The sequence below is a fragment of the Parasphingopyxis lamellibrachiae genome (assembly GCF_003385775.1).
Lineage (GTDB): Bacteria > Pseudomonadota > Alphaproteobacteria > Sphingomonadales > Sphingomonadaceae > Parasphingopyxis > Parasphingopyxis lamellibrachiae.
Genome location: NZ_QRDP01000004.1, coordinates 902264 through 924508 on the forward strand (window position 1 = coordinate 902264; position 22245 = coordinate 924508).

General features: G+C 61.4%; 26 protein-coding genes and 1 tRNA gene. 15 read left to right on the forward strand and 12 right to left on the reverse strand.

Annotated features, from left to right (window positions below; genetic code table 11):
- Window positions 1-156: 156 nt before the first annotated feature.
- The 4 genes from DFR46_RS04480 (at window position 157) to DFR46_RS04495 (ending at window position 4339) form a co-directional block, all read left to right on the forward strand.
- Entirely contained in the window at window positions 157-810 is a 654-nt protein-coding gene (locus DFR46_RS04480) for a hypothetical protein (protein ID WP_116235360.1), read from the forward strand.
- Between the two features lie 102 nt (window positions 811-912).
- Window positions 913-2133, forward strand: coding sequence for a glycine C-acetyltransferase (locus DFR46_RS04485; RefSeq protein WP_116235361.1), 1221 nt, complete (start codon window positions 913-915; stop codon window positions 2131-2133).
- Complete coding sequence (tdh, locus tag DFR46_RS04490; RefSeq protein WP_116235362.1) at window positions 2130-3164, forward strand: L-threonine 3-dehydrogenase; 1035 nt, start codon at window positions 2130-2132, stop codon at window positions 3162-3164. Before DFR46_RS04485 ends, tdh begins: the two co-directional genes overlap by 4 nt.
- 32 nt (window positions 3165-3196) lie before the next feature.
- Window positions 3197-4339, forward strand: a complete 1143-nt coding sequence (locus tag DFR46_RS04495) for a cupin domain-containing protein (RefSeq protein ID WP_116235363.1) — start codon at window positions 3197-3199, stop codon at window positions 4337-4339.
- A 21-nt stretch (window positions 4340-4360) separates the two neighbouring features.
- Here DFR46_RS04495 and DFR46_RS04500 read toward each other — a convergent pair whose 3' ends face one another.
- From DFR46_RS04500 to DFR46_RS04515, 4 genes are all read right to left on the reverse strand, one after another.
- Window positions 4361-4561 carry a hypothetical protein gene (locus tag DFR46_RS04500; protein ID WP_245953679.1) on the reverse strand — a complete coding sequence of 67 codons (201 nt, stop codon included), beginning with the start codon at window positions 4559-4561 and terminating at the stop codon, window positions 4361-4363.
- A 144-nt stretch (window positions 4562-4705) separates the two neighbouring features.
- Complete coding sequence (locus DFR46_RS04505; RefSeq protein WP_116235364.1) at window positions 4706-5263, reverse strand: pseudouridine synthase; 558 nt, start codon at window positions 5261-5263, stop codon at window positions 4706-4708.
- A gap of 21 nt (window positions 5264-5284) precedes the next feature.
- Entirely contained in the window at window positions 5285-6097 is an 813-nt protein-coding gene (locus tag DFR46_RS04510) for a hypothetical protein (protein ID WP_116235365.1), read from the reverse strand.
- An 86-nt stretch (window positions 6098-6183) separates the two neighbouring features.
- The gene (locus DFR46_RS04515; protein ID WP_116235366.1) at window positions 6184-7785 is read right to left on the reverse strand and encodes a leucyl aminopeptidase; all 1602 of its coding nucleotides are present in this window, start codon (window positions 7783-7785) and stop codon (window positions 6184-6186) included.
- A gap of 403 nt (window positions 7786-8188) precedes the next feature.
- Between DFR46_RS04515 and rpsF the strand changes: the two genes are divergently transcribed.
- The 5 genes from rpsF (at window position 8189) to DFR46_RS04545 (ending at window position 11322) form a co-directional block, all read left to right on the forward strand.
- A complete protein-coding gene (rpsF, locus tag DFR46_RS04525; RefSeq protein ID WP_116235368.1) occupies window positions 8189-8551 on the forward strand; it encodes a 30S ribosomal protein S6 in 363 nt (120 codons plus the stop codon).
- Window positions 8552-8576: 25 nt separating this feature from the next.
- The gene (gene rpsR / locus DFR46_RS04530) at window positions 8577-8801 is read left to right on the forward strand and encodes a 30S ribosomal protein S18 (protein ID WP_116235369.1); all 225 of its coding nucleotides are present in this window, start codon (window positions 8577-8579) and stop codon (window positions 8799-8801) included.
- A gap of 11 nt (window positions 8802-8812) precedes the next feature.
- Complete coding sequence (gene rplI, locus DFR46_RS04535) at window positions 8813-9505, forward strand: 50S ribosomal protein L9 (RefSeq protein ID WP_116235370.1); 693 nt, start codon at window positions 8813-8815, stop codon at window positions 9503-9505.
- A gap of 90 nt (window positions 9506-9595) precedes the next feature.
- On the forward strand, window positions 9596-10657 hold the full coding sequence (locus DFR46_RS04540) for a sulfotransferase domain-containing protein (RefSeq protein ID WP_147297614.1): 1062 nt from the start codon (window positions 9596-9598) through the stop codon (window positions 10655-10657).
- Window positions 10658-10659: 2 nt separating this feature from the next.
- Complete coding sequence (locus tag DFR46_RS04545) at window positions 10660-11322, forward strand: Fe2+-dependent dioxygenase (RefSeq protein WP_116235372.1); 663 nt, start codon at window positions 10660-10662, stop codon at window positions 11320-11322.
- A 39-nt stretch (window positions 11323-11361) separates the two neighbouring features.
- Here DFR46_RS04545 and DFR46_RS04550 read toward each other — a convergent pair whose 3' ends face one another.
- From DFR46_RS04550 to DFR46_RS04560, 3 genes are all read right to left on the reverse strand, one after another.
- The gene (locus DFR46_RS04550) at window positions 11362-11889 is read right to left on the reverse strand and encodes a hypothetical protein (protein ID WP_116235373.1); all 528 of its coding nucleotides are present in this window, start codon (window positions 11887-11889) and stop codon (window positions 11362-11364) included.
- Window positions 11890-11905: 16 nt separating this feature from the next.
- Entirely contained in the window at window positions 11906-12523 is a 618-nt protein-coding gene (gene folE, locus DFR46_RS04555) for a GTP cyclohydrolase I FolE (protein WP_116235374.1), read from the reverse strand.
- A gap of 187 nt (window positions 12524-12710) precedes the next feature.
- Window positions 12711-15035: a heavy metal translocating P-type ATPase gene (locus DFR46_RS04560; protein WP_116235375.1), complete on the reverse strand. Its 2325-nt coding sequence runs from the start codon at window positions 15033-15035 to the stop codon at window positions 12711-12713.
- A gap of 264 nt (window positions 15036-15299) precedes the next feature.
- Here DFR46_RS04560 and DFR46_RS04565 point away from each other — a divergent pair, with 264 nt between their 5' ends.
- The 6 genes from DFR46_RS04565 to DFR46_RS04590 all read left to right on the forward strand — a co-directional run bounded on the left by DFR46_RS04565 (window position 15300) and on the right by DFR46_RS04590 (window position 19702).
- Window positions 15300-15572, forward strand: a complete 273-nt coding sequence (locus tag DFR46_RS04565) for a metal-sensitive transcriptional regulator (protein ID WP_116235376.1) — start codon at window positions 15300-15302, stop codon at window positions 15570-15572.
- Window position 15573: 1 nt separating this feature from the next.
- Window positions 15574-15963: a hypothetical protein gene (locus DFR46_RS04570; protein WP_116235377.1), complete on the forward strand. Its 390-nt coding sequence runs from the start codon at window positions 15574-15576 to the stop codon at window positions 15961-15963.
- 40 nt (window positions 15964-16003) lie between these two features.
- On the forward strand, window positions 16004-16297 hold the full coding sequence (locus tag DFR46_RS14680) for a hypothetical protein (RefSeq protein ID WP_147297615.1): 294 nt from the start codon (window positions 16004-16006) through the stop codon (window positions 16295-16297).
- An 81-nt stretch (window positions 16298-16378) separates the two neighbouring features.
- A complete protein-coding gene (locus tag DFR46_RS04580; RefSeq protein ID WP_116235379.1) occupies window positions 16379-18106 on the forward strand; it encodes a copper resistance system multicopper oxidase in 1728 nt (575 codons plus the stop codon).
- Entirely contained in the window at window positions 18103-19164 is a 1062-nt protein-coding gene (locus DFR46_RS04585; RefSeq protein ID WP_211306372.1) for a copper resistance protein B, read from the forward strand. The genes DFR46_RS04580 and DFR46_RS04585 overlap by 4 nt, the downstream gene beginning before the upstream one ends.
- A 37-nt stretch (window positions 19165-19201) precedes the next feature.
- Window positions 19202-19702, forward strand: coding sequence for a DUF411 domain-containing protein (locus tag DFR46_RS04590; protein WP_116235380.1), 501 nt, complete (start codon window positions 19202-19204; stop codon window positions 19700-19702).
- A 46-nt stretch (window positions 19703-19748) separates the two neighbouring features.
- Here DFR46_RS04590 and DFR46_RS04595 read toward each other — a convergent pair.
- The 5 genes from DFR46_RS04595 to DFR46_RS04615 all read right to left on the reverse strand — a co-directional run bounded on the left by DFR46_RS04595 (window position 19749) and on the right by DFR46_RS04615 (window position 22236).
- Window positions 19749-19825, reverse strand: a tRNA-Arg gene (locus DFR46_RS04595).
- A 35-nt stretch (window positions 19826-19860) separates the two neighbouring features.
- The gene (locus DFR46_RS04600; protein WP_116235381.1) at window positions 19861-20325 is read right to left on the reverse strand and encodes a DUF1178 family protein; all 465 of its coding nucleotides are present in this window, start codon (window positions 20323-20325) and stop codon (window positions 19861-19863) included.
- The gene (locus DFR46_RS04605) at window positions 20322-21158 is read right to left on the reverse strand and encodes a carbon-nitrogen hydrolase family protein (protein ID WP_116235382.1); all 837 of its coding nucleotides are present in this window, start codon (window positions 21156-21158) and stop codon (window positions 20322-20324) included. The genes DFR46_RS04600 and DFR46_RS04605 overlap by 4 nt, the downstream gene beginning before the upstream one ends.
- 9 nt (window positions 21159-21167) lie before the next feature.
- Entirely contained in the window at window positions 21168-21425 is a 258-nt protein-coding gene (gene grxC / locus DFR46_RS04610) for a glutaredoxin 3 (RefSeq protein ID WP_116237149.1), read from the reverse strand.
- Between the two features lie 61 nt (window positions 21426-21486).
- Window positions 21487-22236, reverse strand: a complete 750-nt coding sequence (locus DFR46_RS04615; protein ID WP_116235383.1) for a ComF family protein — start codon at window positions 22234-22236, stop codon at window positions 21487-21489.
- Between the last annotated feature and the right edge of the window lie 9 nt (window positions 22237-22245).

The window sequence follows — 22245 nt, forward strand, 5'->3', positions numbered from 1 at the left end:
GCTAACGCCACCAAAGCACAACGGCAATCGCGCGAGCCTCGTCATCGGACGAGCAGTCAGGCTCTTCGTCGAATGCCGATTCCACAAACGAACGTAACCTTTCAGTCAAATGCGCCGAACCGGATTTCTCACGACTAGCAAGCAAGGGCCTCACACATGAATTCAACGATACGCCAAGCGGGCACATTGATTGCCGCGGCACTGATCATCTCGATCATCACGCAGATCTTTTACATGGTCACGCTCGGTGGGCCCCAGCCCTCCGACCCGGCAGTGGGGATAACGAATGCCGATGTGGTTGCCTATTTTACCGATCGTTGGTCGGAAGTTGCCACTGTCTGGACGATCGAACTCGCGGCCTTTGCCGTCATCGCAGTTGCCGCGCTCACGGCATTGACTCGGGGCGCCGCCGCACCAGTTGCCTGGGCCGCCCTGTTTTTGGCGGCCACCTTCAACATTCTCCAGGTCGGTATCGGCCTTTCGATGTTCAGACCTGCGGCGCTTGCCGGCGAAGCGCTGGCACCCGTTTTCCTGACTGTCGTCGCCGGGGCTTTTCTCTTCTACTTCTTCGCCAAGGCGCTGATCGCGCTCGCTGGGATAGGCTTGGGTATCGTGTTGCTTTCCAGCGCCAGCACGGCTGCAAAGGTGGCTGGCATCCTGAGCATCGCTGTCGGTCTGATCGCAGCTGCGCTGAACATTTACGCCATTCCGCAAGGCATGGGTTTTGTGTTTCCAGCCGGGGCGGCTGGCACTGCCGCAGCGCTTACAACCGGCATCGCGGCGTGGATGGCGACCCGGCGGACGGAGTAGAGATCAACCGCGGCCGGACCGGAAACGTGGATGGGCATCTCGCATGATGACGGAAAGCGCGATAAAGCAGCACCGAACATTAGGCGAAAAGGAACTTCATCCATGTCTGCCGGATTTTATGGACGGGTCGATGACACGCTGCGGGAAATCGAAGCACAGGGACTGACCAAACCGGAACGGATACTCTGCTCCCCGCAAAACGCCGAGATCGAGGTTGTCGATGGCGACAGGCAACGCAGCGTCCTGAATTTCTGCGCGAACAATTATCTCGGCCTCGCGGATGATCCTGAGCTGATCCAGGCTGCGACCAGAGCCATGGCAACCCACGGGTTCGGCATGGCCTCGGTCCGTTTCATATGCGGAACGCAGGATATGCACCGCGAGCTGGAGCAGCGGATCGCCCGGTTTTTCGGCTATGACGATGCGGTGACCTTTGCCGCCTGTTTCGATGCCAACGGGGCGGTGTTCGAACCCCTGCTCGGCGCGGAAGACGCGATCATCTCGGACAGCCTGAACCATGCGTCGATCATCGATGGCGTGCGCCTGTGCAAGGCCAAACGCTATCGTTTTACCAATAACGATATGGCAGATCTCCGTGCCCAGCTCGAACAGGCGCATGCGGACGGCTCGAAAACCATATTGATCGTTACCGACGGTGTGTTTTCGATGGACGGAACCATCGCGGACCTGCCCGGGCTTTGCGATCTTGCGGATGAATATGATGCGCTCACCATGGTCGACGATTGCCATGCCAGCGGCTTTCTGGGCGAGCATGGCCGCGGAACGGCAGAGTACCGAGGGGTCGAAGGCCGGATCGATATTCTGACCGGCACGCTCGGCAAGGCGCTGGGTGGCGGAATGGGCGGCTTTATCTGCGCGCGGCAAAATGTGATCGACCTGCTCAAGCAGCGCGCACGGCCCTATCTGTTCTCCAATGCCCTGGCCCCACCACTGGTGGCGGCCTCAATCAAGGTGTTCGACCTGGTCGAGCAAGGCGATGGCCTGCGCGCAAGGGTGAAACGGAATTCGCAGCGTTTTCGCGCCGGCATGGAAGCCGCCGGTTTCACCCTGTTGCCCGGCGAACATCCGATCATTCCGGTTATGCTCGGCGACGCCCAGCTCGCGCAGGACATGGCGGCCCGGCTGCTGGATGAAGGCATTTACGTGATCGGGTTTTCCTTTCCCGTCGTCGCCAAGGGACAGGCGCGTATTCGCACCCAAATGTCGGCGGCCCATAGCGACGAGCAGATCGACCTCGCAATTGCCGCCTTTACCAAAATCGGCGCGGAACTGGGTATCGTGCCGGGAGAGGCAGCCTCGTGAAATCTCTCGTCAAAGCGAAATCCGAACCGGGGCTCTGGCTTGAAGACAGCCCCATGCCGGCGATCGGCCATAACGATGTCCTGATCCGGGTAAAAAAAACCGCGATCTGCGGTACGGACATGCACATCTATAATTGGGATGACTGGGCCCAGCGCACCATCCCCGTGCCGATGATCGTTGGTCATGAGTTCATGGGCGAGATCGTGGAACTGGGCTCCGAAGTCAGCGGGTTCGCCGTTGGCGACCGTGTTTCAGCCGAAGGGCATATCACCTGCGGTAGCTGCCGGAACTGCCGTGCGGGGAACCGTCACCTCTGCCGGAAAACGCAAGGCATCGGCGTAAACCGCACCGGCGCATTTGCCGAATATATCTCCGTTCCCGCCTTCAACGTCTACAAATTTCCAGACGAAATACCCGACGATATCGCCGCTCTCTACGATCCCTTTGGCAATGCGGTCCACACCGCTCTTGCGCAGGATATGGTGGGCGAGGACATCCTCATCACCGGCGCCGGCCCGATCGGCGCGATGGCGGCGGGAATTGCCAAGCATGTCGGCGCCCAGAATGTCGTCGTCACGGACGTCAATGATTTCCGGTTGAATCTCGCAAAGACGCTGGGCGCAACCCGCACCGTCAATGTCTCCCGTGAAGAATTGCGCGACGTAATGGCCGAACTCAACATGACGGAGGGGTTCGATGTCGGCCTCGAAATGTCCGGTGCTCCATCCGGTTTCCGGCAGATGCTGGACGTCATGAACCATGGTGGTCGTATCGCGCTTCTCGGCCTGCTTCCCGACGGCACCGGGATCAACTGGGATCATGTGATCTTCAAAGGCCTTGAAATTCGGGGCATTTACGGCCGGCGCATGTTCGAGACCTGGTATAAGATGAGCGCCATGATCAAGAGTGGGCTCGACATCGATCCCATCATAACCCACCGGATGAGCGCCGAAAATTTCGCGGAAGGGTTTGAAACGATCAACTCCGGGCAATCGGGAAAAGTGATTCTGGACTGGAGCGCAGCGAGCTAACGCCCGGTCGGTGCATTCATCGCAAAAAAACCATGCATATCAGCGATTTCAACTCCGAAGCCTTTCTGCGCGACTATTGGCAGAAAAAGCCGCTGCTGATCAAAAATCCGTGGGACAATTGGGAAAACCCGCTCGAACCGAATGAGCTTGCGGGTCTTGCCTGCGAAGCGGAAGTTGAGTCGCGCCTGATTGAGCAGACAGATGCGAGTTGGGCCGTTGAACACGGCCCCCTCCCCGAAGCGCGATTTGCCACGCTGGGCCCGAGTCACTGGACCTTGCTCGTCCAGGCCGTCGATCACTATGTGCAGGAAGTCGCCGCGCTCATCGAGCCGTTTCGCTTCATACCGAGTTGGCGGATCGACGATGTGATGGTGAGCTGCGCCGCTGATCAGGGCGGCGTCGGCCCGCATTTCGACCAGTATGACGTGTTTCTGATCCAGGGCTCGGGCCGGCGTCGATGGCGGATCGGCGGGCGATGCGACGAGACGAGCGCGCTGTTGCCGCACGACGATCTTCGCCTGCTCGCGGCGTTCGAGGCAAAAGACGAATGGATATTGGAACCGGGCGATATCCTCTACGTGCCGCCGGGGATCGCCCATGACGGCGTTGCCATCGGCGACAATTGCATGACCTACTCTATCGGTTTCCGGGCCCCTTCCCGCAGCGAGCTTATCGGCGACTGGTGCGACGACCTGCTCGGCGAAATGGCGACAGACGACCGGTACAGCGATCCCGATCTGCCCCTGCAAGCCAACCCGGGCGAAATTTCCGAAGCGGCGATCGAACAGCTCCACGCGATGGTTGCCGAAACCCTCTATGACCGCGACAGGTTCGCGCGCTGGCTGGGGCGCTACGTCAGCACACCCAAATATCCCGATATGGACTGGCGCCCGGACGCACCGATTGCACCCGGGGAGTTGCGCACCCGCTGCGCAGCAGGCGATGCCCTATGCCGCAATCCGGCCAGTCGCTTTTCCTATATCGGAGGCAGCGGCGATACCGTGTCGCTTTTCGTCGACGGAAAGGTTTTTGCCTGCAGAGCGGAAACCGCCGCGTTTGCGCAGCAGCTGTGCACGCAGTCGCAGTTCACGCTCGATACGGGTCAGTTGGAGTCGGCTGGATTGCTGGCGTTGGTCGCCGCGTTGTTCAATCAGGGCAGCCTTGCCTTCGGATAGAAAACGAATGCTCGGCGATCCTCAGTCCATCATCAGCAAAATGGCCCAGGCCAACGCCGTTCCCGCGAGGAATAACGGCCATGACCAGTGAAAGTCATAACCGGCCAGCGTGACCTGATGAACATTGAGAAAGCCGCCGCGCGACCCGCCCGAACCGACGAACAGGGACACTGCCAGGGACAATATAGCTCCGGGTATCAGAGCTTTGACAAGCGCAATCATAAGCCACGCCTCCTCCCCTCATCATGGATGGGAAATGTGAAGAAATTGTCACACGGACAACTTTAACACATTTTCCTGCTAAATCAAAGATTTGGACAGGAGAAACCCGCATTTCGCCGACAGAAAAGCAAATTTGCCGTCCATTCAACGCCAACTGATACCGCCTTCCGCCTTCCGCCATTCTCCGGGTTGCAAGCCCGCCACCGCCCAGTCTCCGACACTCCATCGGACCAACCGCAGCGTCGGATAGCCGACGGCTGCTGTCATCCGCCGCACCTGCCGGTTGCGCCCCTCCCGGATCGTCAGTTCAAGCCAGCAATCGGGCACGGTTTTGCGAACGCGAATCGGAGGATCGCGGGGCCAGAGAGCGGGATCGGGGATCCGCTCGACCCGGGCGGGGCGGGTCATGCCGTCTTTCAGTTCAACGCCGCGCCTAAGCCGATCCAGACTGGCCTCGTCCGCTTCTCCCTCGATCTGCACCAGATAGGTTTTCGGCAGTTTGAACTTCGGATCGGCGATCCGCGCCTGCAGCCTGCCATCGTCGGTCAGCAGCAACAGGCCCTCGCTATCCCGGTCCAGCCGCCCGGCGGGATAGACGCCAGGCACATCGATATGCTTCGAAAGCGTCGGCCGTTTCGTTTCCGTTCCCTTGTCGGTGAACTGGGAAAGCACGCCATAGGGCTTGTTGAACAGGATCAGCATGATCCCTCCCCTCGCCGTCCGTCAGCCTTGCAGAACGTAGCGGCTCTCGCCCGGCGCACGGCACATCCTGCGCGTAGCGCGCTCTTCCTCGCCGCCAATGATGATAACGTCCGTAATATCGAGGCAGGTAGCACCCGAAGGTTCCGAATTCATGGCCGTGACGGTCGAGGAGCCTGAGACTTCTTCCCGCGAAGGGCTGACCCATGCAGCCGTCGCGCCGACCTCTTCCCGGGCGATAACCTCGTCGCTCGCTGCAGCGGCGGCCTGGCGTTCTTCAGGCTCCAGCCGACATGCAAAACCTATCAGCGCACCGGTAAAATTCGTGCCGGTATCGATCTGCCGCGCCCGGTTTACCAGCAGGCCGATCAGGCCTTCCAGATAGATCGTGTCTCCCGGCTCGCCGCATTGCTGCATACCGTCCGCCAGGTCGCGCTCGCCGCTGAGCGCGGTCGGTTCATAGTCTTCGCACTCGGCATAGCGGCAATAGCGTTCGCTCAGATATTCGCGGTCGTCCCGGTAGCGGGCTTCGACGGCGCGATAGGCGGCGTCATCCTCCTCCGCCGTCTGGCCATCGGCTTCCAGCCCCAGGGCGAATGGCGTCACGACGTCGGTATAATATCGGTCGATCCGCTCGATACAGGCTGCGATATCCTCAACCCGGGATCGCGCCAGATTGCGTTCGCGATATTCATAGCGGCAGTCGGGATAAGCCTGTCCGTCGATAACCGGCGCGGTCGGCAGCTCCATCGGCTCCGGCCCCTGAGCCGGGGCGGCGGCCGAAAAAAAGCAGACCGCCAGCAGCGCCGCGGCCCATCCATACCATATCCGTGCCATTGCCAATTCCCCTCACCGCCAATCCTATGTGAGACTGGCTGCCTCAAGGCAAGCGAGGTGGGCGAGCCGACGTTCAGCCGGCCCGGCTACTCGCTGCGTTCGACATGCCGGAAATCGCGGACGAACCGGTCGAGCAGGCGAACCGCAAAACCGGCCGAGCCGTCCGGTTTCCAGTCATTGGCGCCCGACCATGCCATATTGGCGATGTCGAGATGGGCCCAGGGCAAATCCCGGCTCAAAAACTCGCCAAGGAAAAAGGCGGCCGTTCCGGCACCGCCTCCACTCCCCGAACTGGTGTTGCGAAGATCAGCGATCGTCGAACGCATATCATCGGCGTAACTCTCATGGATGGGCAAACGCCAAAGCGGTTCACCGACGATTTCGCCTGCCGCAGCCAATTGCCCGGCAAGCGCATCGTGCCGCGAAAACAGCCCGGCATAATCATCCGAAAGCGCGCCTCTTACAGACCCTGTCAGCGTCGCGACATCGACCACCGCCGCCGGATCGAGATTGCGCTCGACCCATGAAAAGGCGTCGGCAAGAACCAGTCGGCCTTCGGCGTCCGTGCTGATCACCTGAATTGTCCTGCCGTTCATGGCCTGCAGGACGTCGCCGGGGCGAATGGCCCGGCCGCCGGGCATATTCTCCGCCAGTGCCGCGACTGCCACAACGTTCACCGGAGCCCGCGACCGGGCCAGCGCCAATACGGTACCGACAACGCTCGCCGCGCCGGACATGTCCATGCGCATATTTTCCATATTGTCGCGCGATTTGATGGAAATACCGCCAGTATCGAAGGTGATCCCCTTGCCGACGAGCACAATGGGGTTTTCGGCAGCAGAACCGGTGCCGCGGTAGCGCACGATCATCATGCGCGGCGGCCGCTCCGATCCCCGGCCGACCCCCAGAATCGCGCCCATACCAAGCTCGCCCATCATTTCTTCATCGAGCACTTCGATGCCGACGCCGGACAGTCCGGAAAAAGCCGAGCGGGCGCGGTCCACAAAGGATTCCGGATAGACGGCATTACCCGGTTCGTTCGAGATATCGCGCGTCCAGTTCATGGCCGCAATCATGGCGGCACCGCGGTTTTCATAGCTGGAGCGCGCGGCCGATGCGGCATCGGAAACGACCGTCACCCCGCCGCGTTCGCCTTCCTGTTCCGCGCGCGCGCTGTAGAGATCGGAGCGATAGTCGCCGAGTCCCATTCCGGTCGCGAGAGCCGCTGCCGCCTCGCCTGTCATCCCGCTTGCGATAACGGTTATGGCGTCAGCTTCTTCAAGCAGTGCACGGCCGGTTACGGCGCCGATCATCTGATAATCGGCCAGCCCCGGATCATCGCCAAGCCCGACGACGATAATTTGCCGCCATTCCCCGATTCCGCGCAGAGACAGCCGTTGCCCTTCCGCGAATGTGAATTCCGACGTTTCGAGGGCGCGCGAAATCGGCTGCCGTTCCGCTGCTGTCAGCTCGGCAGTGCGCGCCGGAAGTTCGTCGATGCTCGCCAACGGCACCACAAGAACTCCCCGTTGTGCAGCAATCGAAGGGGAAAACTGAACCGCGCGAACCTCCTGGGACGCTGCCTGCGCCATCGCGGCGGGCTGGGCTACCGCTGGAACGGCCAGAGCTGAACAAGCAGCAGCGGATACCAGGGATAGGCTGAGGCGGGCGAGTGCAGATGGGCTCATGGATTCCTCATTTTTTGCGAAATTTGAAGAGACTGAGAATGCTCAATGTAAACTAGATTGCGCGATTCAGCTTATTATTGCGAAGCCGGTTTGTCACTTCGCCTTCATGAACCATTCTGTCTCGGTTGATTGCGCGGCACGAGTCCAGGATGCTGCCAATGCCCAGCTGGTTCCCAACAGGACGTTGATTTGCGCCGCCTATCCCCGGCCTGCTTCAGCCAATGTCAACTTGGACAGAAGTTTCCGGCAGCCCGGCATATTTGCTTGCCAAAGCCACGCGAAAGCCCTAATTGGCCCGCTTCCGGGGTGAAGCGCCTGCGCTTTGCCCTGCGATTTTTGAAGAAAGCCGGAGGGGCGTTCGCATGGTGCGGCGTCAGCGATCGGCCAGAAAGGTAAAAGAAGCATGGCTCTTTACGAGCATGTCTTTCTCGCGCGTCAGGACCTGGCACAAGCCCAGGTCGATACGCTTGCCGAGGAAGCCACCAAGATCATCGAAAACCACGACGGCAAGGTAACGCGCACCGAGACCTGGGGTCTCAAATCGCTCGCCTACCCGATCCAGAAAAATCGCAAGGCGCATTTCGTGATGCTCCATGTCGATGGCCCGGGCAATGTCGTCGAGGAACTTGAGCGCCAGACGCGCATCAACGAAGACGTCATTCGCTATATGACGATCCGTGTCGACGAGCATGAAGACGGCCCGTCGGTAATGATGCGCAAGAATGAGCGCGACACCAAGCGTCGCGGCCGCGACGACGACCGCTAGACCGGCGAAGAAGGAGATATAGAATATGGCACGCCCATTTTTCCGCCGCCGCAAAAGCTGCCCCTTTTCGGGCAATGATGCGCCGGTCATCGATTACAAGGACGTCAAACTGCTTCAGGGTTTTCTCTCTGAGCGCGGCAAGATCGTTCCGTCCCGCATCACCGCCGTCTCGGCGAAAAAGCAGCGCGAGCTGGCCCGTGCGATCAAGCGCGCGCGCCATATCGGCTTGCTGCCCTACATCGTTAAATAGGAGCGGATACCATGGATATCATTCTGCTCGAACGCGTCGGCAATCTCGGCACCATTGGTGACGTCGTAACCGTGAAAGACGGTTTCGCACGCAACTTCCTGCTGCCGAACAAGAAAGCCCTGCGCGCCAACAAGGCGAACAAGGCGATTTTCGAAGCCAATCGCGAACAGCTTGAAAAAGAAAATGAAGAACGCCGTGCGGTGGCCGAGACCGAAGGTGCCAAAATCGACGGCATGACCATCGAGCTCATCCGCCAGGCATCCAACACCGGCCAGCTTTACGGTTCGGTTTCGGTACGCGACATTATCGTCGAGCTCGAAGCCAAAGGCGAAGCGGTCAGCAAGAAGCAGGTCGTTCTCGAACGGCCGATCAAGGCGGTTGGCGTGCATGAAGTGCGCATCGCGCTGCACGCCGAGGTCGATGCAACGATCAAGGTCAATGTTGCTCGCTCGCCGGAAGAAGCTGAACTGCAGGCACAGGGCGTCGATGTTCTGGAGCAGATGTTCGAGAAAGACGAACAGGGCTTCACCGAAGAATTCGATCCCAATGCAGAGCCCGGCGAAATTGCCGCTGTCGGCGAAGAAGAGGATTTCGTGGAACCGGTTCCGGCTCCCGAAGCTTCCGACGATACCGCAGCTGAAGACGCCGATGAGGCCGACGCAGAAGCTGCTGCTGAAGAGGATGGCGACGAGAAAAGCGCCTGAATTTTCGCGAAACGCAAACAAGAGCGGGCGCGGCACCATGTCTTACAGGACTGGCGCTGCGCCCGCTTCTTTTTTAGGGATGGTCGGCCAATGACAAGACCGCCCTCCCAATCCCCCCTGACCCAGGCTTTTGCCCAGGGCCCCACCTGGTTTCCACAACAGATGGACGCGGCGACCGACCGCGTCCTGCTCGTGCGGATGGCAGAAGAAGATTACCGGCAAGCCAGTTTTCTCGACCAGCGGATGCTGAACCAGAAAAACCAGCCGCAATGGGCCGAATGGGCAGAGCTGGAAGCCGCCGATCAGGCCGGACGGGCGGACGCCTATTTCATCTTCCATATAGGCCATGTTGGCTCGACGCTGATCGCCCGGCTGCTTGGCGAGCTGGACGGCGTTTTCGCGCTCCGCGAACCGCAGATTCTGCGCAACTTTGCCGATCTTGCGGCGCAGAATGGCGCACCCCATGCACTATGGTCGCCCAGGCGTTTCGATGCACGGCTCGAAACGGCGATCGGCTGGCTGTCCCGTACCTTTGCACAGAGCGACCGCGCGCTGATCAAGGCCAGCAGCTTTGTCAGCGAGATCGCGGCGCCGATGCTGGGCGAGACGCGCAAGGCGCTGTTCCTCAGACTATCGCCGGAACGCTATATCGAAACGATCCTTGCCGGCGACAATTCACGGCAGGAACTGGCCATGCTCGCCTCTCCCCGCTTGCAGCGGCTCCACAAAAGACTGGGGTCGGACAACTGGAAGTTATGGGAACTGCCCGAGCCCGTGCGCGCGGCGATGAGCTGGCTGAGCGAGATGATGGCGCTCGACGCGACGGCTCAAACCGCGCCGACCGGGAATATCCATTGGCTCGACTTTGACGATTTCCTGCAAGACCCGGTTTCCCGGCTTGGCGAAATTGCCGCTTTCTATGGTTTGGACAGCGGCAAGGACAGGCTTTCGGCGATCGCCAATGGCCCGTTGATGACGCAATACTCAAAGGCGCCCGAACATGACTATAGTCCGGATATCAGGGAGAAGCTGCTTGCCGAGGCCCGGGCGACCCATCAAGAGGGCATTGCCAAAGGTTTGACCTGGCTCAAAGACGCGGCCGCGCAGCATGAGACAATAGCACGGCTAATGACGGAACATGCGAGGGCATAACGATGTTCAAGATGATTTACGGCCTCCTCAACGGCCAGGATATCAAGGAACTGCGCGAGATCATCGAGACCGCGACATTTGTCGACGGCAAGATCAGCAATCCGCATTCCCTGGTGAAGGACAATCTGCACCTGAACGATGAAGAGGCCTATGAGCGCTCATCGACGATCATGACGAATGCCTTGCTGCGCAGCGAGGAATTCCGGGCTTTCGCATTTCCCCGCAAGATCGCACCGCCGCTGGTCACGCGCTACAACAAGGGTATGCGTTACGGCCTGCATCCGGACATGGCGTTCATGCAATCGGTCGACGGCCCCGTTCGTTCCGATATCAGCTGCACCTTCTTCCTGCAGGATCCCAGCAAGTATGAGGGCGGCGCGCTGCATATCAAGCAAGCCGACGGGCATATGCGCTTCAAGGGTGAGCTGGGCTCGGCGATCGTCTACCCGTCGACTACCCTGCACGAGGTGGAAGAGGTTACGAAAGGCGAACGTATAGTCGGCATCACCTTTATCGAGAGCCAGGTTGCCGACCCGGCCAAACGCGAACTGCTATACGAGCTGAACGAGGTCGCGGCGCTCGAAGGCGCGAACATGTCGGCGGAGAATTTCACCCGTATTCAAACGGTTCAGCAGAATCTGTTCCGTCGCTGGGGTGAATGCTAGGAAGCCGCCGTCAGGCGCGCTCCTCCAGCCCTATCCGCCTTACGACCCGCAGTGCCATTCGGCGCGCATTTCCGTCTCGCCGTCCTGCCCCTCTTCCCGGATCACGACGGTGGCGGGCTTCACCCGAACCTCTTCGATCTGTTCGCCCTCGCCTTCGCCCGGCGTGACGGTGATTGAGAATACGCCGGCCGTGAACGTGCCGCCATCCCACATCGCATCGAGGTCGCCGTCAAATTCGAAATGCCGTAATGTGCCATTGGGCAAGGCAATCGCATCGCCTTCCACGGCCACGAGAAGCGCCTTGCCATCATCTTCGACGCTGCAACCCGCGCCTGCTTCAAGTTCGGCCTCGATATCCGCATAGGAGATCGGCGCCAGTTCGGGGGCGGCGACTTCCGGCACGGTATCGACCGGAGTCAGCAGCTGCGGCGCTTCGGCCGTATCTTCCGCCATGCCATTGGTCGTCACTTCGGTTTCGCTCAGTTGGCCGTCCCCGCACGCACCGAGCGCCAATGCGCCTGCTGCGATCATCCAGTTCCGGGCCGTGACATGCCTGTTATCGTTCATAATTCCGGTCTTTATCCTAATAGCCCATCAGAGACAGGACTTCCTTGCGGCTCCTGTCATCGTCGAGGAAACAGCCCAGCAAACGCGATGTCATCATCCGCACACCCGGTGTGCGCACGCCCCGCGCCGTCATGCAGCTATGGCTTGCGCAGATGACAACCGCAACGCCGCTCGGCTGGAGATGGTCCCAGATGCACTGGGCAATCTCGGCCGTCATCCGTTCCTGCACCTGCAGCCGCCGCGCATAGCCGTTCAACACCCGCGCCAGCTTCGAAATGCCGACAACCCGCTCCTTCGGCATATAGGCAATCGACGCCGTGCCGATGATCGGCGCCATATGATGTTCGCAGTGCGACTGGAACGGAATGTCCTTCAGCAGCACGAGCTCGTCATAGCCCCCAACTTCCTCGAACGTGCGCGAAAGATGAACCGACGGATCTTCTTCATAGCCCTGGCAATATTCCTTCCAGGCGCGACCGACACGCTGCGGCGTATCGATCAGCCCTTCGCGCGTCGGATCGTCTCCGCTCCAGCGGATCAGCGTCCTGATCGCCTCCTGCACGTCATCGGGAACCGCAATCTTGCCGGGCAAAGGGTCCAAATCGCCATCGATCGCATGGTCAAAATCGCTCATGATTGGCCTTTTTTCCTCATAATGGCGGGATAGTCCACTAGCTAGGTACTTCGGGCCGGTTCGTAAAGCTGGTGGACGACCGAAATCCGGCGAGCGCCACATAATCCTGCGTTGCGCCCTCATACAGCCTCCGCCCGCGCTGTCGCCAAGGCTGACGAACCGGCACTTTAAGCGCCATCCTCATGGATCACAATTTCGCCGACCGCAGTCGCAGCGCGTTGCCGATCACCGAAACCGAACTCAGGCTCATTGCGGCAGCGGCGACCATCGGGCTGAGCAGCAGGCCAAAAACCGGGTACAATATGCCGGCGGCAAGCGGCACGCCCAGGCTGTTGTAGACGAAGGCGAAAAACAGGTTCTGGCGGATATTGCGCATCGTCATCGCGCTCAACCGCCGCGCCCTGGCAATGCCCGTAAGATCGCCTTTCACCAGCGTGATCCCGGCGCTTTCCATCGCAACATCTGTGCCCGTGCCCATCGCCACGCCGATATCGGCGGCGGCGAGCGCGGGGGCATCGTTAATCCCGTCGCCGGCCATCGCAACGATCCGGCCCTCCGCCTTGAGTTCGCCGACGATCCGGTGCTTATCCTCGGGCGAGACATTGGCCCGGACATCGTCGATACCGACCTGCCGGGCAACGGCCTGCGCCGTGCCTTCAGTATCTCCCGTCAGCATGACGACGCGGATGCCCATGCGATGGAGGCTGTCAATCGCACCGGCACTGCTTTCCTTGATCGGGTCCGCCACGGCGAAAATTCCCGCGGGCCTGCCATCGAGCGCGACAAACATTACCGTACGACCAAGCTCGCGGACTTCCCGCGCGCGCGCCAGAAGGTCCTTGTCCAGCGCATCCACCCGCTCCATCATTTTCTCATTGCCGATGGCGACAGTGCGGCCTTCGACACTGGCCTCCACGCCCGCCCCGGTTATCGAAGAAAAGGCGCTGGCCTCGCCCGGCTCCGGTCCGCGTTCCCGCGCACCCTGAACGATAGCGTTGGCGAGCGGGTGCTCGCTGGCGCGCTCGACCGCGGCGACAAGCCGGAGCATCTCGTCCTCGTCCACGCCCGGCACGGTTTCGGTCGCAACAAGCTTCGGCCTGCCCTCGGTCAGCGTACCCGTCTTGTCGACCACCACCGTGTCGACCTTTTCGAAAGTTTCGAGCGCTTCGGCATTCTTGATCAGAATGCCATTCTGCGCCCCCTTGCCCGTGCCAACCATGATCGACATCGGCGTGGCGAGCCCCAGCGCGCAGGGACAGGCGATGATCAGCACGGCAATCGCGTTGACCAGACCGAAGGCCATCGCTGGCGCCGGTCCCCAGATCGACCAGACCCCGAACGTCAACAGGGCAATGCCGACGACGGCGGGCACGAACCAGCCGGCAACGATGTCGGCAAGCCTCTGGATCGGCGCGCGGCTTCTCTGCGCGTCCGCCACCATCTGCACGATCTTGGCGAGCAGCGTATCCTTGCCGACGCGCTGCGCTTCCATCGTGAAACTGCCCGTCTGGTTCACCGTGCCGCCGGTGGCATCGTCGCCTTTTTCCTTGCGCACCGGCACCGGTTCGCCGGTTACCATCGCCTCGTCGATCGTGCTCGCGCCGCTCAGCACGATACCGTCGACGGGAATTTTCTCGCCGGGCCGGACGCGCAACCGGTCGCCGGTTTGCACCTCGTCCAGCGAAATCTCGCTCTCCGTGCCGTCTTCGGCAATGCGGGTGGCAACCGGGGGCGCCAGTTCAAGCAGCGCGCGCAAGGCGCTCGATGTCTGTCCGCGTACTTTCAGTTCCAGCACCTGCCCCAGAAGCACGAGTGTCGTGATGACCGCCGCAGCCTCGAAATAGACACCGACCCGCCCGTTCGTATCGCGGAAAGCGTCCGGAAAAATATCCGGGCCGATGGTCGCGACCAGGCTGAACGCATAAGCGACCAGCACACCCAGGCCGATCAGCGTGAACATGTTGAGGTTCATCGAACGGACCGACTGGGCGCCGCGCACAAAGAACGGCCAGGCTCCCCACAGGACAACCGGAGTCGCCAGAGCGAATTCGATCCACTGCGCGACATCGGGCGCGACAAACCCCTCGAATGGCTTGCCCGGGAGCATCGCGCCCATGACATAGATCACCAGCGGGAGTGTGAAGGCCGCGCTGCCCCAGAAACGGCGGCGCATGTCGATATATTCGGGATCGGGACCGCTATCGAGCGAAACCTCCTCCGGTTCCAGCGCCATGCCGCAGATCGGGCAGGAACCGGGGCCGACCTGGCGAACCTCGGGATGCATCGGACAAGTGTAGACCGTGCCCTCCGGCATCTGCGGTTCGGGCTTGGCCGCGTAGCCGTGTCGATAGGATTCGGGCTCGGCGAGGAATTTTTCGCGACAACGTGCCGAACAGAAATGAAAGGCAACCCCTTCATGTTCAGCGCGATGCTCCGCGGTCTCCGGATCGACCGTCATCCCGCAAACGGGATCGACTAGCTTCTTTTCCTGATCGCAACACGCATCGCCCATGACCAATTCCTGATATACCCCGGAGTGGTAATCTCCATCGCCGAGCCGGCGTCCTTCTGCGCCCCGCGCGTCATCGCGCCGGCTCCGCTGCGCCGAACGACCGGCACAGACTCGGAAAGACAATAATACCTATAGGGGGTATATTCAAGATGACCGGATTCGGTTGTTACATCCGGTCGTACCTTACGGGGCGAGCGGGCCGTATCTTGCCTACTATACCCGGCAAGGGTATACTATGGTCACGCTTGATGCGATAGGGAATGTATGTCCGAGAAATTCTCCAAGGAAATTGCGCGGATGCGCCGGATCGAAGGCCAAGCGCGCGGTATTGCCAAGATGATGGAAGACGACCGCTACTGTATCGATATCATCAACCAGATGTCGGCAATGGAAGCGGCGCTCCGCTCGGCCAAATCGAAAGTGCTTTCCATCCATGCCGGCCATTGCATCGAAGATGCCGTGCAAAGCGGCAATGCGGCCGACCAGCGCGAAAAGTTCGATGAGCTGATCGATCTGTTCGGAAAGGTCGGACGCTAGGATGATGCGGATCGCGACCCTTGGCGCCGGGCCATCCCGGTTCCGGTTGGGCCGTGACGGGCGCCGAACGCCGGTGATCGCGCTTCTCGTTGCCCTGGCGCTTCTTGTGTCGCCGCTCGGTATGCTCGGCATGGCCGACGCACATGCTGCGGCAATGAACGGCATGGATATGGCGGCGATGGAACATTGCTCCTCTCCTGACGAGCAGACGGACCGGGACGGTTCCGACCGCACGGTCGATTGCCTCAAGGCTTGCGCGGCGCTTGCCGTTCAGGTGCCGGTTTTCCAGTTGCAGCTCGGCAGTACGGTCGAAGCGCCGCTCCCCAATGTCGCCGCCTCGCCCCACGCACAGACGCGTGACGCAGACCCCCCTCCTCCTCGAAACGCCTGAGAACTCGAACCTTTTCGACATTCTTACGGAGTTTACGATCATGAAATATCTATCCGCTGCGATCGCTCTGGCGATCGCCGTCCCCGCTGCCGCGTACGACAATCACCAAATGCAGGGCCATGAGATGCGCGGCGAAGACGCACAACCGATGATGTGCTGCCACGGCAGTGCCGAGGAACGTGAGGCCTGCCGCGAACGGCATCGGGCCATGGGCCATGATATGGGCGATTGCGACGCCGAACGGATGCACGGCGATGGCGCGCATGACGGCCACGGCGAGAGCGGTGAAGACGATCGCAGCGCTCATTCGGATAATCCGGCAGACGATCAATAAGCGGTGGAGGCGGCGTCACGCCGCCTCACCCAATATCCAGGAAATGGAGCGCCGGGACGCAAGTGCCGTGCGAAAACTGATATGACTATACAATCCATCGACCGGCGAACCATACTCAGAAGCGGAGCAATGGGCGTCGCCGGGCTTGGTCTTTCCGGCCTCTTCCCCGCCTGGGCGCAAAGCGGCACGCCGGGCATCCGCCCCGAGCTGTCCGGCGAGACCATCGCCCTCGAGATCGGCCGAACGCCGTTCACGGTAGGCGGGCGCACCGGGCATGCCGTGACCATGAACGGCACCCTGCCCGCGCCTCTGATCCGGCTTCGCGAGGGCCAGGATGCCCGGATCGCGGTGACCAACACCCTGGACGAGGACAGCTCGGTCCATTGGCATGGCCTGCTGCTGCCTTTCCAGATGGACGGCGTGCCCGGCATCTCCTTTCCCGGCATCCGCCCGGGCGAAACCTTTACCTATGAATTTCCGGTGATCCAGGCCGGAACCTATTGGTATCACAGCCATTCTGGCCTGCAGGAAGCCATGGGCCATTTCGGGCCGATCGTTATCGACCCTGCCCGGCCCGATCCCGTTCACCATGACCGCGAACATGTGATCGTCTTCTCGGACTGGAGTTTCATGCATCCCCACCGGATCATGCAGCGGCTAAAGCAGAGTCCCGACTATTTCAACCGGCAGCAACAGACGCTGGCCGGCCTGCTCGCCGGCGAAGGCCAGACCCTCCAACAGCGGCTGACATGGGCCGGAATGCGGATGATGCCGTCCGACATCGCCGACGTGACCGGCGCTACCTACACCTATCTGATCAACGGCCATGGCCCGCAGGAAAACTGGACCGGCCTGTTCCGCCCCGGCGAACGCGTTCGCCTCAGGATGATCAACGCCTCGGCCATGTCGATCATGAATGTGCGCATTCCCGGCCTGCCGATGACGGTGGTCAACGCCGATGGCGAGAATGTCCGCCCGGTTACGGTGGACGAATTGCAGATCTCGGTTGCCGAAACCTATGATGTGATCGTCACGCCCGCCGAAGATCGGGCCTATACGCTGGTCGGCGAGAGTATCGACCGGTCCGGCATGGCGCGGGCGACCCTTGCGCCGCGGCCGGACATGGAAGCACCCGTCCCGTCGCTCCGCGAACGCCCGACGCTGACGATGCGGGACATGGGTATGGCCGATGACGGCGCCATGGATCATGCCGCCATGGGACACGATATGTCCGGCGATGGCGCGATGGAGCATGGCATGCGCGACGGCGAACGCGCACCGGGAGTGGCCCTTACGCCCGGTGTCGAGATGGTCGTGCCGATGCCGCAGGACAGGACCGGAGATCCCGGCCTCGGTCTCGACGCTGTCGGCCACCGCGTCCTGACCTATACCGATCTCGTCGCGCTCGCGCCCAATCCCGATCCGCGGCCGCCGTCGCGCGAGCTGGAAATCCATCTGACCGGCAATATGGAGCGTTATATGTGGTCGTTCGACGGCCGCCGCTTCTCCGAACAGATCGAACCCTTCCGCTTCGCCCGGAACGAGCGCGTCCGCGTCAAGCTCGTCAACGACACGATGATGACCCACCCGATCCATCTGCACGGCCATTTTTTCGAGGTCGTCAACGGCCATCCCGGCCGCCATCCGCGCAAACATACCGTCAATGTTCTGCCGGGCGGTTTCGTCCGGTTCGATTTCACCGCCGATGCGCCCGGCGACTGGGCTTTCCACTGCCATCTGATGATGCATATGCATGCCGGGATGTTCAACATCGTCACCGTGCGCCCGCTTGATGGAGACGGCGCGTGAAGACGCTCATTCTCCTCGCCGCGGCACTTGCAGCCACCCCTGCCCTCGCCCAGCATCAGGGGCACGACCGACCGGTGCCCACCGAGCAGAGCGAACATGGCGCATCGCCCGCCGACACGCATACCGGTCATCACATGCAGAATGAGGCCGCGGCAGAGCCCGACCACAGCATGCACCGAACCGCCCCCGATGATCCGCCTGTGGATCATTCGGGCCATACCGGCCATCAGATGGACGCCGCACAATCGCCCGGCACGCATCAGGATCACGATATGGGCGGCCAGGAAGCGGCAATCCCGCAATCCGGCCCGCCGCCCGAAGCCTTTACGGGCCCCGAGCACGCTGCCGACACGCTGTTTGCGCCGGAGATCATGGCGGAAGCCCGCGCGGCGCTGTTGCCCGAACTGGGCGGAGCCATGCACCGGCTCTTGAGTGTCGATCGTTTCGAAGCGCAGCTTGCGGACGGCGAAGACGGTTATGTCTGGGAACTCAACGCCTGGTATGGCGGCGATATCGACAGGCTGTGGATCAAGAGCGAGGGCGAAGGCGAATTTGGAGGTTCTCTGGAGGAAGCCGAAATCCAGGCGCTCTGGAGTCACGCCATCGGGCCCTATTTCGATGTCCAGGCCGGTATCCGTTACGATATCCGACCGAATTCGGCTCAAAATGGGGCCGACCGGGCGCACGCGGTCCTCGGTATACAGGGACTCGCACCCTATTTCTTCGAGATCGACGTGGCGGGTTTCCTGTCCGATGCGGGCGACCTGACGGCGCGGATCGAGGCCGAATATGATCAGCGGATCACGCAGAGACTGATCCTCCAGCCGCGGATCGAACTCGACCTGGCTGCGCAGGATATTCCCGAGATCGGCATCGGATCGGGCCTGTCCGATCTCGCGGCAGGCCTCAGGCTGCGTTACGAAATCGTTCCCGAATTTGCGCCCTATATCGGCGCCGAGTGGCAGCGCCAGTTCGGCGACACCGCCGATTTCACGCGCATCGCGGGCGGCGATCCCGATCGGATCGTCTTTCTGGCTGGACTGAAAATCTGGTTTTGAACACGTCGCCTCATCATCATCTCATAGGAGAAACATCATGATCACACTGAACCGCCGGAATTTCCTCGTCACCATACCGATCGCGCTTACCGCCTGTTCGGCCGGTGCGGACGAGCTCTTGTCGCGGGAGGCCGAAAACCCGGCTTCGTCCTCCGCATTGCCGCTCATGGTCGTCTACAAGACGCCGACCTGCGGCTGTTGCGGGGACTGGATCGACCATCTGCGCGGCGAAGGGTTCGGGGTCCGCGTCCATGATGTCGCGGACACGACCCCCATGGCGCAGCGGCTCGGCGTGCCTAACACAATGCGTTCCTGTCATACGGCCGAGATTGACGGCTATGCGATAGAAGGCCATGTCCCCGCCCGAGAAATCCACAGACTTCTTACCGAACGACCCGAAGCGGCCGGCCTGGCCGTCCCCGGAATGCCGCTCGGTTCGCCCGGCATGGAAATGGGCGACCGCCGGGACGCCTATGCCGTATTGCTGTTCGATCGCTCCGGGCGGATAGAAAACTACGCCCAATATCCGGCCAGCTGAGCGGCCCGGCAATCGCCGTCCATAGCCGGCCAGACAGGTCTGGATGTGGTGCGCCCGACAGGATTCGAACCTGTGGCCCCCAGATTAGGAATCTGGTGCTCTATCCTACTGAGCTACGGGCGCTCCCAGCCGCTCGTTAAGCGCCTGCATGGAGACGGTCAATTGTCGGTTTTTGGCGGGCGGATCGGCAGGGGTAGCGGCGCGACGGGAACACCGTCTTCCACCAGCGCCTTGGCTTCATCCAGCGAGGTCTGGCCGTGGATCGGGCGGTCGTCGATCTCGCCATCATGCATGGCGCGCGCCTCGCTGGCGAAATCTTTTCCGACATAATCGGATTTTTCGAGGGCTTTGGCCTGTTCCCGGGCGAGCGTTTCGAGCATCGCCTTCATCTGCGCCGGCTCCGGCATGTCGTTGGAGACGGCCAGCTCCTTGCCCTCACTGCCTTGCCTGTTGCCTTTGGCGCCAACCGCAGGAGCCATGATCGCCTTTCTGACCTTATCGGACCCGCAGAGCGGACAGGCGACGAGCCCCCTCTCCCGCTGATCTTCAAAATCCGCGCTGGAGCCGAACCAGGCTTCGAAAACATGGCCGGCCCCTTCGCACTGAAGATCGAAAACAATCATGCTGATGGTTCCGTTGGTATGAAAATACGGCGATGCGCTATCACGGGAATGCGGCGGCGGACCTCATCAACACGCGCCATATCGATTTCGGCAAAGCCGAGCCCGGCCTCATCCTCCATATCGAGCAGGATTTCGCCCCAGGGATCGACCACAAGGCTATGGCCATAGGTTTCGCGGCCATCCTCATGGCGACCGACCTGCGCGGCGGCCACGACAAAGGCGGCGGACTCAATCGCCCGGGCGCGCATCAGCACATGCCAGTGCGCCTTGCCTGTGGGCACGGTGAAAGCGGCGGGAATCGCCATAACCTTGGCTCCGGTATCGCTGAGCGAGCGATAGAGATCGGCAAAGCGCAGATCGTAACAAACCGACAGGCCGAGTTTTCCGAGCGGCGTTTCAGCAATCACAGCGGCATCGCCCGCATCATAAATCGAGGATTCGCGCCAGCTTTCTCCGGTATCGAGATCGACGTCGAACAGGTGGATCTTGTCATAGCGGGCGCGGATGGTGCCGCTGCCATCGATCACGAACCCACGATTGACGAGGCGCCCACTGTCCGGATCGACGTCTGACCGGAGCGCCAGCGACCCGATATGGACCCAGAGCCCCAGTTCGGCCGCTGCCCGGCACACCGATGCGAGAACCGCGTCCTCGTTTTCCGGCAACAGTTGGGCCGCCGCGCGTTTGCGGTTGCTGTCCAGCAATCCGCTCATCTCGGGCGTGAACAGCATTTCGGCTCCGCCGGCCTTCGCCTCGCGCATTCCCTCAACGATGGCCTGGCCATTCTGTACGGGATCGATCCCGCTGTTCATCTGAAGAAGGGCTATGCGCACGGGCTGCGTTCAGGAGGCCAGCATGGCGTCCAGCTGATCGGACGCCTCCAGCGCGGCAAGGTCGTCCGACCCACCGACATGGCGGCCATCGATGAATATCTGCGGCACCGTGAACTGGCCATTGCTGCGGCTGAGCATTTCATCCCGCTTGACGGCATCCATGGTGATGTCGATTTCCTCGATCTCCACGCCTTTCGCTGCGAGCAGGTTTTTCGCGCGGACGCAGAAGCCGCACAGAAATTTCGTATAGATTTCGACTTTTGCCATGATGCCAATGTGTGAAGCGCTGTGTTCCCAGTCAATAGCCGTCGTTTCGATAGCTGCCGTTTCAATAAACGTCGTCATCGGCCAGTGCAACGCGGGCCCAGCAGCGCACATGAACTTCCGTTGCCCCGCCGCGCTTAAGGACTTTCGCACAGGCTTTGGCCGTCGCACCGCTGGTATAGACATCATCGATCAGGATGACCCGGCGATCGCGGATTGCCGCACCGTGCTTCTCGCCAATGGCAAAGGCTCCGCGCACCGTCTTCGCCCGTTCTTTCGCACTCATCGCCCGCAGATAGGGGGTTGCGCGGGTCCGGATCAGGGTTTCAAGGGCCAGCCGCTCGCGATTCTCACCCGCCAGAGCCCGCGCGATGAGGGCGGCCTGATTATAGCCGCGCCGCCACACCCTGCTGCGATGCAGGGGCACGGGAACGATCAGGGCGTCGCCCAGCCCGGTCATGTGGCGCTGCATGGCGGCCGCGACCGTCCGTGCGAGGCCCACCCGGCCACCATATTTGAGGCGCAGCGCTATCGTCCGCGCGACATCCCCATAGCGCACCGCCGCCCGCATCGTGTCAAAGGCGGGCGGATCCGAAAGACAGGCCCCGCACAGCGAATTGCTGTCCGCAAGCGCAATCGCCGGATCGCCGCATTGCATGCATCCCTGGTCGAGATGCTGGAGTTGCTCCCAGCAGCCAAGGCAGAAACGGTCGTCGCCGTCGACAATCTCCCCGCAGGCCGGGCACCGCGCAGGCAGAGCAAAGTCGACGATCGGCTTGGCGATACGGATGAGGATATTGGACGACCCGGCCATTCCCGATCT